This is a genomic window from uncultured Hymenobacter sp. (genome assembly GCF_964243305.1).
Taxonomy (GTDB): domain Bacteria; phylum Bacteroidota; class Bacteroidia; order Cytophagales; family Hymenobacteraceae; genus Hymenobacter.
In genome coordinates, this window is sequence record NZ_CAXTEF010000039.1 from 27,789 (window position 1) to 39,902 (window position 12,114).

At 60.0% G+C, this 12,114-nt stretch carries 13 protein-coding genes, 2 tRNA genes and 1 riboswitch; of the genes, 9 read left to right on the plus strand and 6 right to left on the minus strand.

Annotated features, from left to right (window positions below; all coding sequences use genetic code 11):
* The coding region (locus tag ACFE70_RS17300; protein WP_375419037.1) for a PLP-dependent transferase at positions 1-308 on the minus strand (308 nt) is incomplete at its 3' end.
* Positions 309-459: 151 nt separating this feature from the next.
* Positions 460-574, minus strand: a riboswitch (SAM riboswitch).
* 212 nt (positions 575-786) lie between these two features.
* Complete coding sequence (locus ACFE70_RS17305) at positions 787-1,344, minus strand: RNA methyltransferase (protein WP_375419038.1); 558 nt, start codon at positions 1,342-1,344, stop codon at positions 787-789.
* Between the two features lie 84 nt (positions 1,345-1,428).
* On the opposite strand from ACFE70_RS17305, the gene ACFE70_RS17310 reads away from it, so the two are divergent.
* From ACFE70_RS17310 to ACFE70_RS17330, 5 genes are all read left to right on the plus strand, one after another.
* Entirely contained in the window at positions 1,429-2,940 is a 1,512-nt protein-coding gene (locus tag ACFE70_RS17310; RefSeq protein ID WP_375419039.1) for an ArnT family glycosyltransferase, read from the plus strand.
* A 161-nt stretch (positions 2,941-3,101) separates the two neighbouring features.
* On the plus strand, positions 3,102-5,810 hold the full coding sequence (mutS, locus tag ACFE70_RS17315; RefSeq protein WP_375419048.1) for a DNA mismatch repair protein MutS: 2,709 nt from the start codon (positions 3,102-3,104) through the stop codon (positions 5,808-5,810).
* 246 nt (positions 5,811-6,056) lie between these two features.
* Positions 6,057-6,132 (plus strand) — tRNA-Gly (locus ACFE70_RS17320).
* Positions 6,133-6,190: 58 nt separating this feature from the next.
* Positions 6,191-6,703, plus strand: a complete 513-nt coding sequence (locus ACFE70_RS17325) for an HNH endonuclease signature motif containing protein (protein ID WP_375419040.1) — start codon at positions 6,191-6,193, stop codon at positions 6,701-6,703.
* Positions 6,675-6,757 (plus strand) — tRNA-Leu (locus tag ACFE70_RS17330). Before ACFE70_RS17325 ends, ACFE70_RS17330 begins: the two co-directional genes overlap by 29 nt.
* A 212-nt stretch (positions 6,758-6,969) precedes the next feature.
* Here ACFE70_RS17330 and ACFE70_RS17335 read toward each other — a convergent pair.
* Positions 6,970-7,251, minus strand: a complete 282-nt coding sequence (locus ACFE70_RS17335; RefSeq protein WP_375419041.1) for a hypothetical protein — start codon at positions 7,249-7,251, stop codon at positions 6,970-6,972.
* Between the two features lie 156 nt (positions 7,252-7,407).
* Between ACFE70_RS17335 and ACFE70_RS17340 the strand changes: the two genes are divergently transcribed.
* Positions 7,408-7,689, plus strand: a complete 282-nt coding sequence (locus ACFE70_RS17340; RefSeq protein ID WP_375419042.1) for a hypothetical protein — start codon at positions 7,408-7,410, stop codon at positions 7,687-7,689.
* Positions 7,690-7,922: 233 nt separating this feature from the next.
* Here the strand turns inward: ACFE70_RS17340 and ACFE70_RS17345 are convergent, their stop codons facing one another.
* The 3 genes from ACFE70_RS17345 to ACFE70_RS17355 are packed head-to-tail and all read right to left on the minus strand — an operon-like array spanning position 7,923 to position 9,418.
* Positions 7,923-8,411, minus strand: coding sequence for a hypothetical protein (locus ACFE70_RS17345; RefSeq protein WP_375419043.1), 489 nt, complete (start codon positions 8,409-8,411; stop codon positions 7,923-7,925).
* Positions 8,412-8,443: 32 nt separating this feature from the next.
* Positions 8,444-8,911, minus strand: coding sequence for a multiprotein-bridging factor 1 family protein (locus ACFE70_RS17350; RefSeq protein WP_375419044.1), 468 nt, complete (start codon positions 8,909-8,911; stop codon positions 8,444-8,446).
* Positions 8,912-8,932: 21 nt separating this feature from the next.
* Entirely contained in the window at positions 8,933-9,418 is a 486-nt protein-coding gene (locus ACFE70_RS17355; RefSeq protein ID WP_375419045.1) for a hypothetical protein, read from the minus strand.
* A gap of 385 nt (positions 9,419-9,803) precedes the next feature.
* Here ACFE70_RS17355 and ACFE70_RS17360 point away from each other — a divergent pair, with 385 nt between their 5' ends.
* The 3 genes from ACFE70_RS17360 (at position 9,804) to ACFE70_RS17370 (ending at position 11,856) form a co-directional block, all read left to right on the plus strand.
* Positions 9,804-9,935 (plus strand): hypothetical protein, encoded by a 132-nt coding sequence (locus ACFE70_RS17360; RefSeq protein ID WP_375419049.1) that lies wholly within the window; start codon positions 9,804-9,806, stop codon positions 9,933-9,935.
* Positions 9,936-10,199: 264 nt separating this feature from the next.
* Entirely contained in the window at positions 10,200-10,691 is a 492-nt protein-coding gene (locus ACFE70_RS17365; RefSeq protein WP_375419046.1) for a HipA family kinase, read from the plus strand.
* Positions 10,692-10,953: 262 nt separating this feature from the next.
* Entirely contained in the window at positions 10,954-11,856 is a 903-nt protein-coding gene (locus ACFE70_RS17370) for a DUF3037 domain-containing protein (RefSeq protein WP_375419047.1), read from the plus strand.
* Positions 11,857-12,114 lie beyond the last annotated feature (258 nt).

A 12,114-nucleotide genomic window follows, 5' to 3' on the forward strand; every position in this document is an offset into this window, starting at 1 on the left:
AGCCGGAAAGTACCGCCGTAAACGTCATCCAAGGCCACAATCTGGTCGCCGGCCGAGAGCAGCCGCACGACGGCGTCGCAGGCGGCCAGGCCGCTGGCGAAGGCGAAGCCGGCGTGGCCGTTTTCAAGGGTCGCCATCAGGTTCTCCAGGGCCTGACGGGTCGGATTGCCCGAGCGGGCGTAGTTGTAGCCTTGGTTGACGCCGGGTGCCTGCTGCACAAAGGTGCAGGTCTGGTAGATGGGCACCGAGATGGCGCCGGTTTGCGGGTCGACGGGGATGGAGTGGATGAGGCGGGTACTGAATTGCATGGCAAAGGGAGCTGTGACGTTCGAAAACCAGGGAACGCCCCTCACACCTACCCGCGGCACCTTAGTCAAGCATCCTTGTCAGCCGGGCATAAAAAAAGCCCTTCTGACAAGTCAGAAGAGCCATATCGTTTGCAACCGATGCGCCTCTTGCAACTTATCTTCTCCCAAGCCGACTTGCGCCGGCTCAGAACAGGATTTAGCACCTTGTATCGCTACTGGTTGCTAAGGCATCACAGGGCCTGTCCCTCCGCCTTTCTTGATAAGGTGCCCCGCATATACCTGAGGGGCGTGGCAAATGTAAGGCGGCAGAAAGGAGACTGCCAAGTTAAAACCAAGTAAATAAGTATAAAGCCATAATTTTTACCCAGGCAAACAGTAGAAATGCTACGCCAGGCTCTGCCAGGGCTGGCCGCCGCTTGTTTGGCCGCGTGTCGCGGCAGCGCGGCAGCAAGGGGGTAGGGAATTCGCTAATAACTTCTCATTCCCTACCCCCCTCAAACGTGTCAAACGTGCCCATCTTGCTCAGTACGTCCCAGAGCACGACGCCCGCCGCCACGCCCACATTGAGCGAGTGCTTGGTGCCGAGCTGCGGAATCTCCACGGCCACCTCGCAGAGCGCCAGCACCTCATCCTCGACGCCAAATACCTCATTGCCCAGCACCAGCGCCACCGGGCGCCCCGGCGTGGGCTGAAATGCGGGCAGCTGCACGCTGCTCGTGGTTTGCTCCACGGCCACGATCAGGTAGCCGGCGGCGCGCAGCTCGCGCACCACAGCCGCGGTTTGCGGCGCGTGCTCCCAAGCTACCGATTCGGTGCTGCCCAGCGCCGTTTTGGTGATTTCGCGCTGCGGCGGGCAACCGGTGATGCCGCAGAGCCAGATTTTTTCCACCGCGAAGGCGTCGGCGGTGCGGAAGACGGCCCCCACGTTGTGCAGGCTGCGCACGTTGTCGAGCACGAGAGTGAGCGGGCTTTTCGGCGTATTTTTGAAGTCGGCCACCGGCAGGCGGTTTAGCTCCGCCATCGTGAGTTTGCGCATGAAGAGGGGGTAGGGAAGTAGGCAGTCGGGTGGAGCAGGTGGCCCGCTGCCATCCGGGAAAGCAGATACTACTAGGAGAAAATAATGCGGCCTGAAGCTGAGACGCGGTTCTTAACCCCGGCGGCCCACGCCCGCAAGTACGCTCGCTGGCCCGAATTGGCCGCCGCCGGCCTGACCCTGGCCCTGGTTGCCTGGTTGTTTTTGCGGCAGCTCGGCGCCCAGCCGCTTCAGCTCTGGGACGAGTCGCGCCTGGCCCTGAACGCGCTCAATATCGGCCAGCGCCACGACTGGCTAGTCATGTACTACGGCCGTTTCCCGGATTCGCTTAACACGAAGCCGCCGGTGATGCCCATTTTGCAGGCCCTGAGCTTCGCGGCGTTTGGCTTTTCCACCTGGGCGCTGCGCCTGCCCGCCGCCGTAGCGGGCATGCTCACGGCGGCCGGGCTGCTGCTCTTCGCCTGGCAAGTGCTGCGCCAACCCTGGGCCGGCATCATCGCCGCGCTGGCCCTGGCCACCATGCCGGGCTTCAATGGCTACCACGTGGCGCGTACCGGCGAGTACGACGCCCTGCTGGCCCTGTTCACGGTGGGCTACGCGCTCAGCGCCTACGCCTACCTGCGCCAGCCCCGCCGCCGCTGGCTGGCTTTGTTCGGTGGCGCACTGGCCGGGGCCTTGCTGGTGAAGTGCGCGGCGGCCCTGCTGCCGCTGCCGGCTTTGCTCTTTTACGCCGGGCGCTACGCCCCGGCGGCCCTACGCGAGCGGCGCGTCTGGCTGACCGGGGCGCTGGCTTTTGCGCCCTTGCTGCTATTTTATGGGCTGCGCGAGCTGGCCTACCCCGGCTACCTGCACTTCACCTGGGACAACGACTGGGGCGGCCGGGTAGCCCGGCCGCTCACGGGCGCTACCGCTTGGTGGTACTACCTGCCAGCGCTGGCGCAGGGGCTTTCTGGCTGGGGCGGGGCCTTGCTGCTCGGGGGTGGGCTCCTGTTTTGGTCGGGCCTGAAAGTGCCGGCCGTGGCGCGGTTTGCGCTCTGGCAGGCGGCCGGGCTGGTGCTGGTGGCCTCAGCGGCCCAGACCCGGCTGCCCTGGTACATTGCTCACGCCTACCCCCTGCTGGCGCTGGCAATCGGCAGCGCTGCCGTTAGGCTGGCTTCGCGCCCGCCCCGGCGCGGGCCGCGGGCGGCATTGCTGCTAACCCTGCTGAGCTTGTCGGGCCTGGCCGCCGGTTTCGATACGCTGGGGCGGCACCGAGCGGCAGCCGCCGCGCCGCTGGCCGCTTTCGAGCAGTATGGCCCCGCCCTGGCCCGGCTCGACCGGCTGCCGCTACCTTCGCCGCAGGTACTGGTTTTATACGAAAATTATAACCCGCTGCTCGACTTCTACCGGCTGACCGCCCCAGCCCCGCGCCGGCTGGTGCTGGATTTTCAGCGCCTGCCCCGGCAGCAGCCTGAGGTTGGGATAGCGGAATTGTTGCCGGCCCAGCAGGTGTTAGGCTGTCTGCCGCGGGTGCGCCGGCTGGTCGAGCAGCGCTTCGCTACGACCCCGCTGGCCACGCTCGATTCGTGCTGGTGCCTGCGCCTCGACCGGCGCCGCTAGGGCCCGCGGCTCGCCCGCTTTATCTTAAATTGCTAGCCACTTTTCCGCGAGCCCAAGCTCACGCTTCTATTTTGACGCCCGCCCCGCCCAAATCCAAGTATCCGATTAAAGCCGTCGGCCCCGACCACCTGCCGCCCGCGCCGGTGTTCGACACGCCCCTGATGCGGCAGTACTACCAGCTCAAGCAGCAGCACCCAGGGGCGCTTTTGCTGTTCCGCGTGGGTGACTTCTACGAAACCTTCGGCGAAGATGCCGTCACCACGGCCCGCATCGTCGACATTACGCTCACCAAGCGCGGGGCCGGCACGGCTTCGGAGGTGGCGCTGGCCGGCTTTCCGCACCACGCGCTCGATACCTACCTGCCCAAGCTCGTGCGGGCCGGGCAGCGCGTGGCCATCTGCGACCAGCTCGAAGACCCCAAGCAGGCCAAGGGCCTGGTCAAGCGCGGCATTACCGAGCTGATTACGCCCGGCGTGAGCCTGCACGACCACACCCTGGAGCGCCGCGCCAACAACTACCTCTGCGCCGTGCACTTCGGCAAAACCGAGGCCGGCGTCTCGTTTCTCGACATCAGCACCGGCGAGTTTTTGGTCGCGCAGGGCGACGTTTCCTACCTGGGCAAGCTGCTGGAAAACTTCCGCCCCGCCGAGGTTTTGTTCTGCAAAAAAAGCCGCGCCGAGTTCGAGCAGCACTACGGCCCCGACTTCTGCACCTACGCCCTGGACGAGTGGGTTTTTGGCCCCGACTACGCCCACGACACGCTCACGCGCCACTTCCGCACCACCTCGCTCAAAGGTTTCGGGGTCGAAAATCTCAAGGAAGGCATCATCGCCGCCGGCTGCATTCTGCATTATCTGGCCGAAACCAAGCACGCCAACCTGAGTCACGTCGCCAGCCTGGGCCGCCTGGAAGAAGATAAGTACGTTTGGCTCGACCGCTTCACCGTGCGTAACCTGGAGCTGGTGCAGGCCCAGCACCCCGGCGGCGTGCCCCTCATCGACACGCTCGACCAGACCCTGACGCCAATGGGCGCGCGCCTGCTGCGCAAGTGGGTCGTGCTGCCGCTCAAGGAAGTCAGCCAGATTCAGCGCCGCCTCGATACCGTGGCCGCGCTGGTTGCGGACGAGGAATTGCTGGCTGATTTAACTAATAACCTCAAGCAAATCAGCGACTTGGAGCGGCTAATTTCCAAGGTGGCCGTGCGCCGCGTCAACCCGCGCGAGCTGCTGCAACTCGCCCGCGCCCTCGAAGCCGTGGCCCCGATGCGGGCGCGGCTGGCCGGCTCCGGCGTGCGCGCCCTCACCAAGCTGGCCGACCAGCTCAACCCCTGCGACAGCCTGCGGGAGGAGATTTCAAGCAAAATCAAGCCCGACGCGCCCATCCTCACCAACCAGGGCGGCGTGATTCAAAAAGGCATTGATGCCGAGCTGGATGAGTTGCGCGAGCTGGCGTTTTCGGGCAAGGACTACCTCTTGCAATTGCAGCAGCGCGAGCAGCAGGCCACGGGCATCTCGTCGCTGAAAGTGGCTTACAACAAAGTGTTTGGCTACTACCTCGAAGTCACTAACGCTCACAAAGACAAGGTGCCCGCCACCTGGATTCGCAAGCAGACGCTGGTCAATGCCGAGCGCTACGTGACCGAGGAGCTGAAAACCTACGAGGAGAAAATCCTCCACGCCGAGGAGCAGCTCTTCGTGATTGAGGCGCGCATCTATAATGAATTAACGCAGGCGGCGCTGGATTTCGTGGGCCACATTCAGCAGAACGCCCGCGCTATCGGCGTGCTCGACTGCCTGGCCTCCTTCGCCCTCACCGCCCGGCAGCACCGCTACGTGCAGCCCATTGTGAACGACGGCCCGGTGCTCGATATCAAGGCTGGGCGCCACCCCGTCATTGAGCGGCAGCTGCCACCCGGCGAGGACTACATCCCGAATGATATCTGCTTGAATCAAGATGAGCAGCAGATTGTGGTCATTACTGGCCCCAACATGGCCGGCAAATCGGCGCTGCTGCGCCAGACCGCGCTCATCGTGCTGCTGGCCCAAATCGGCTCGTTCGTGCCCGCCGAGTCGGCCACTATCGGCATCATCGACAAGATTTTCACCCGCGTCGGCGCCTCCGACAACCTGAGCAAGGGTGAGAGCACCTTCATGGTCGAGATGACCGAAACGGCCTCCATCCTGAATAATCTCTCGGATAGAAGCCTGGTGCTGATGGACGAAATCGGGCGCGGCACCAGTACCTACGATGGCATCAGCATCGCCTGGGCCATCGTCGAGCACCTGCACAACAACCCGAAAGCCAGGGCGAAAACGCTGTTCGCTACTCACTACCACGAACTGAACCAGCTAGCCGACGACTGCCCACGGGTGCGCAACTACAACGTCTCGGTGAAGGAGGCCGACGGCCGCATCCTGTTTCTGCGCAAGCTCGCGCCGGGCGGCTCGGCCCACTCGTTCGGCATCCACGTGGCGCGCCTAGCCGGAATGCCCACCTCCGTGGTGCTCCGCGCCAACGAAATCATGCACCATCTCGAAACCGAGCGCGCCGGCACCGGCCTCGACGAGGGCGCCGCCACTGAGTTTGACGACGTGCTGGCGGGCCTCGAAGCCCGGCCCGCCGCCGATGGGGAACAACTCCCTACTCCCCCCTTGCCGGCCAAGGCCCCTCGCCCTGGTCCCACGCCCCAGTCCACGGCCGCCGTGGCCACCACGCCGCGCCTGACCTCGCAGCTCAGCATCTTTGAGCCGGCCGACCCAGCCCTAGAAAGGCTGCGCGAGCTGCTGCAAACGCTCGACGTGAATACGCTCACGCCCATCGAAGCCCTGCTCAAGCTCAACGAGCTGAAGCTGGCGGCTCAAGGCAAGTAAAACAGACCGCATTAATTCCGGAACAGCTCGGTTCCCGAATCCCTACCCCCTTCGTCTAGCCTGAACCATCCCGAAATTCGACCAATCCGTTTAAGCTGCTTAATCCGTGGTCGAGGTTTTGTAGCTGAAAATGAAGTAAAAGCGCGTCAGTATCGACTTTTTTCACTCCTGGCCCTTGCCAAACGTACCGCAGGTACTACCTTTGTCGAACCATTCAGCGTTGCGCGAAGCAGTGCTGAACCTCCTGCGAGAGTAGCTCAGTTGGTAGAGCGCGACCTTGCCAAGGTCGAGGTCGCGAGTTCGAACCTCGTCTCCCGCTCCAAGTTCTTCATCAAAAAACGCTGTCTTCGGGCGGCGTTTTTTGTTTATCCATTTTTGAAATGGCCGCCACTTGCAAATGCCTGAGCACGGATGACGAGTTTCGGCAGGCCGTGGCCGAAAGCCTGTCGGTGGCGCAAGTGTTAAACCGAATTGGGCTGGTGCCGGCTGGCGGCAACTACAAAACCGTGTACGAACGTATCAAGCGGTTGGGACTAGGCACGAGCCACTTCACTGGCGCGGGTTGGAATGTAGGAGTGCGCTATCGGGCAATCAACAAAGCTGCTCAACTAAGCGAGGTGCTTATCAATGGCTCGATATACCAGTCTCATAAGTTGAAAATTAGATTGATAGAAGAGGGAATGTTCGCAAGAGTATGCTCCTCCTGTGGCCTTGAGAGATGGCTTGATAAGGTCATACCGTTGGAATTAGACCACATAAATGGTGTCAATACTGACAATCGAATTGAAAATTTACGTTTACTTTGTCCGAATTGCCACGCATTAACTGAAACGTACCGAGGAAAAAATCAACGAAAATTTATCTGCCAGAGTGGTGAAATCGGTAGACACTAGGGTCTTAAACACCCTTGCTGAATAGGCGTACGGGTTCGAGTCCCGTCTCTGGTACGAAAAAACCCGTTTGCAGCCCGCAAACGGGTTTTTTATCAAATTGGGGTACAGTATTGGGCACAAGCTCTTTAATTGCGCCCAATTTAAATCCTGGGCCAGTTCGTGCGCATCGTCGGCGGCTTTCCCTCTCGCTTTTCAGGCATGTGCCCAGCGGCAACACCGGCGGGGCCAACGTGCCCACCGAGCAGCCCATGCCGGCCGAGATATAGCTAATCCTCGACGGCCCGGCTGCCCGGTAGAGCCTGCCCACTCTGTACTACCAGCACCGCCCCGCACAAAACTGAATCCTCGTCGTCCAGCTCAAATGCTACCCCCGACACCGCTGCCACGGCTGCCATCGCGGCGCGGTTCGTCTCCCCGTCGCAGTCGAATACAGAATATGCTACGTATTCCGGCCCGCAGGCCAGCACGTCCACCAGCCCCGGCGCGCAGCTCAGCAGCGCCGGCACCTGCTCGGGCACTCGCGCAGACCCGGTTTTTGGGTTGGGCATACACAGCCCGTCAGCGGGTACTGCCCGCGGCGGCTGTTGGGGCAGGTAGAGCGTGGCGTTCATCATCGGGGCAGCTGGTTTCCCGCAAGTTTACAAATTTCCCTACCTCCTTCGGTATGGCTAGTAGCCTTCTACCCACTGGCAGGCTCGACTGCTTTGCCTTCCTGCCAACCTGCCGGCTCGCTATTCATCGACTTCAAAACCACCAGCTGCCCCGACCTGCCCCACTTCCTGGCCAGCGTCCAACAGTACGACTACGGCCGCCAAGCCGCCCTATACCTCGATGCGCTACGCGCCACCCGCTTCCTCATCATCGGCGTGCAGAAGAAAGACCCGCATCAGATATGGGTAGTCGACGCCACGGCTACCCCCGGTTTCGTCGAGCAGGGCCGCAAGAAGTATGCGGCGCTGCTGCGCCGCCATGCGGCTACCCCTTGACCACGAAAAAGCCCCTGCATTACCTACATATGCCTCTCGCGTGCAACGCAAGGCTTCAGTAAATGCCGAGGCTTGGTTCGTGCATACGCTCTGCTTTACGTACCCGATTAGTCAACTGGCCTACAACGCTTGGCACTCGGGTTGGTTTCTGGTTGAACAAATTTGCTCGCAACATCGCCAACGACGAGCGGCAGCAGGCGGAACTCACTGCCGCCGGATGGAACAAACCCGCGCTATGATTTGACCTCAGCTCCTGCGTTTTGTAATAATTGGATTGGGTTGACCACAGGCAGAAACGCACGGCTCAGGATTGTACCCGCACCGAGTGCAAGCAACTGGCCCCGCGTGGTAGAGTAAGCCAGTCCCAGCATTGTGCCGCCAATAGGGGCTGGCATAGCCGGCTCTAATCCTGGGGCGTTGGTTAACACTTTAGGAAGGTGCTTTACTTTAAACACTGTCTCAGTGCGAATCTCGCCGACTTCCACCTTCTCTATTGCGTCCTTTAAAACAACATGGATAACTACTCCGATTCGGACTCGCACGATGCATTTCTTGGCATCCATGTCTTGCTCGGTCGTGATGCGATAAACGAAGCTGCTCAACTGTTTGCCGGCAACTGCCGGGTCAAGCTGATTGTCCATGCGAAATAAAACGACCCGGCTTTCCAGAAACTTAATCTGGTCAACTTTAAATGTGGCCGAGGAAGCAGCGTTGGTGCTCAACAGAAAAGACGACGTGAAAAGTGAGGAGAATCTTAATAAAGGTCACAGACCTCGACTAATATAGAAAAAGCTGCCGGCTCGCCGGCAGCTTTTTTCGTTTGGGGCTTGGCAGCATGAGTAGCTGCCCGCGTCCTTTTTTCGTCGGGTGTGACAAACATTACCATTTTGTGCCACTCAGCACTGGTAAAGTCGTCCGTGGTCACTGTGTCGTGCAACGTCACGGCAGCCGCTTTGGTCTGCACTTCATGCGGCGTAGTTACCAGCCGTGTTCCTAACGCCTGCTCCAATCTAATAAGCATTTTCAACGTGAAGTTGTGTGTGCCAGACAGCATCCGGCTTACTTCCGGCTCTTTTTTGCCTAACCGGTCGGCTAGGTCACGTTGCGTAAGCCCCTGAGTACGCAGGGCATGTTTGATTTGGTCGGCAATCAGAAACGAACGTTCCACGAATTGCCGGGCCTCGGGGGCGATTTCGATTTGGCCGAAATACTTGCTAGCCATGATAAGGGGAGGGGGTTTGGGTTAGCCCGGTAGGTTCATTTGCTGATACGCGCCCTGCAACCGTTGGTTAGCTATCCAAACGGTCTGATTGTTCAGGCGGTGCTTCAGAATTTCGGCTACCTGGTTCATCATGCGAAACGCGGGCCGGGTGTCGCCTTCCTGCGCTTTTTTAGTGGTCTTGCGGCCACCACCGCCAAGGACAACTATATCGTCCGAGCAGATGAATCCATATAATCGCAACAGATTGCCATAGGCTTGCGGAGGGGGAAGCGCCACCGCATCTCGTTCTGGCCTGAACAGTACTTCGTCGCCGGGGGGAAGCGCCCCGCGCGTAGCACCAATTTCTTCCAGCGCGGCCAAGATAATATCCAGGTCGTGCCGGTATTCATGGCTGGCAATGAAACGGGAGATGAACTGGTCAGTTTCATTATCTTCTTCGTCTTCAAGCCGAACGGTGTAAAAATTCACCTTCGACATTTGGCGATACTCTTCGATGTAAACGACCAACTTACCTTAAAAGTTAAGTCAAAGGTAGACTATTTTTCCCTTGCAGCAAGTCCGCCAAAAATATTTAGCACGGTCAGCAAATGAGCCGCCCGTAGGAAGGGAACGAAGTTACATCCTTTTCTATGGGCACTAGCACTCAGTGAGCTAAGAGCATTAGACAAATATGATAAGGGCCTTAGCAGGTCCGTGCTCGTATCCGATGTAACGCAAGGCTTCAGTGAATGCCGAGGCTTGATTCGTGGATACGCTCTGCTTTACGCACTCGACACAATAGTGGTCAACTGACCGGAACTGTATATCAGGATATCAGGCGGCACCCAGTGCCTACCCTATACGTTCAGGTATCATGGCAGACGTACTTACTCCCGAACAGCGCCACCTCAATATGTCCCACAATCGGGGCAAGGACACCAAGCCTGAAATCCTGGTGCGGCAATATCTTCATGGGAGGGGCCTGCGCTACCGCCTTCACACAAAAGAACTACCCGGTAAGCCCGACATCGTTTTACCTAAATAAAAAACGGTTGTCTTTGTACACGGCTGTTTCTGGCACCGCCACCCCGGTTGTTGCTACACTACCACGCCTGGCACTCGAGTTGATTTCTGGTTAAACAAGTTTGCTCGCAATATTGCCAACGACGAGCGGCAGCAGGCGGAACTTACTGCCGCCGGATGGAAGGTGCTGGCAGTGTGATTGCAGGTTTGTCCCGACCTTGCCGGCTCATATAGCCACCAGCCGCGCTTGCTCCCCATTTATTCCGCCGTTTCTTTCAATGGCCTTATGCCCGGCGGCGGCACCCGGCCGTGGGCGGTGCGGGTGCAGGAAGGCCCCCGCGGCAAGCTGGTTCCGTTTGTGGTCAAGCTGTTCAAGGCTTCCCACCTCGACCAGCACCCGCACCTAGCGGCCGAAGTGTTCGGCTCCGTGCTGGCCGAAATGTTCGACCTCCCCCGCCCGGAACCGGCTTTGATTGAGTTTTCGCCGGCCTTCCGAGCTACGCTCGACGAACCGCAGCGACAACAGTTGACCGAAACCGCCCCCGGCTTGTTGTTCGGCTGCCGCCTGGTTGAAGGGCCCTACCCCTACTCCCGCGCCTTGCCGCTCAAGAAGCTGGAAGCCTACGAAATGGAAACTATCTACAGCTTCGACAACCTGATTCTCAACACCGACCGCCGCCCCGATAAACCCAATTTGCTCATGCCCGACGGCGAAGAAGCCATTTTAATCGACCACGAGCTTTCCCTATCCGGCATCGGGCGGGCGTTCAGCATCTAATCGAAGGCCGCTGGAAACACCTGTACCAGCGCCACCTGTTCTACGCTCCCCTGAAGGCCCGTGGCCCGGCCGCAACTGCCCCAGCCTTCGGTACTTTCACCGAATACCTGCGCGGCCTGAACCCCCAACTGCTCCGGCCCTACCACCAGCAGCTTTCGGACCTGGGTTGCTCACTGCCCGACTTCGATTTGTTCTTCGAGTACCTTTGTTACCAAAAGGCCAACGCCGGGCACATCCAAACCCTGTTGCGCCACACCCTATCGTGAATACGATCTACTTCAACCTTCTTAAGTACGTGCATTCCCCCTTTCTCGGGGAGGAGGTGAACGTGGGTATCCTGCTCTGTTTCCCCGAGCAGGGACGGTTGGAATTTCGTTACCCGGCCCGCTTCAAGCGCCTGCGCCACTTATACCAGTCATTTTCTGAGCGCCAGCTTCTGACCTATCTCAGCAGCTTCGGCAAGCGCGTGGCCCGCGCCAACACCGAGCTGAACACCGCCCTTAGCGCCGAACAGTACACCAGCTTCGTTACTCGCGAGCTGGTGCCCGCCGATGCGACCGTCCTGCGCTTCGGGCCGCTCACCAAAGCCGTTGCCCATGCCGACGATGAACCGCAGCAAGTAGCCGACCAGTACTACGAGCTGTATTTTGCCGAAACCCAGCCCGCGCCCCGCGCCGGCCAGCACAAGCGCGACTCCTTCCTGATTAGTAATTTTCGCCGCAACCTGGAAGCCCACGATGCGGGCGTGTTTCAGTTGTTGCGCCGCAATGTGGAAGTGCAAGCCGCCGCCACCGCTATCCGGTTTGATTACGTCTGGCAGAACGGCACGCAGAACTTCATCAAGCCTGTCAGCCTGGACCTGGCCGATGCCGAAGAAATCAACCGCAAGGCCGTGTACACCCACGGCTGGCTGCACCTGCTGGCGCCAGTAGCCGCCGCCGAAAACTACCGCTTCGACTTGTTGCTGGCCCTGCCTACCGACCGCAAGTTGTTCCCGGCTTTTGACAAGGCAGTGGCAATTCTGAATGCCACGGCCGCCCCCAAACAGCTTATTACCGAAGGTCGCCGTTTGGAGGAATACGCCGATAGCGCCGCCCGTTACCTGCGCCAACACTACCGGGCCGACCCGCTCGGGCTTTACGCCGACGTGCCACCCAACCAATAGCCCCGCTCCAACGGGGCTTTTCTGTGCTGGTACTGGCCCGGTGCCGTGCACATACCTGACTTCGCTCCCAGCCACTTCGCCCGGCGCCACGCCAGAAACTCTGGGTCCGACAGAAACCGCCTACTATCATCTCAGGAGCTATAAAGAAGAAAGCCCCCTGCACCACTTATCAATGCCTCTCGCGTGCAACGCAAGGCTTTGGTCTGAGGTGGTCCAGTGAAAACAGACAGTGGCCAGTCTTACCTTCCACTGCCCATG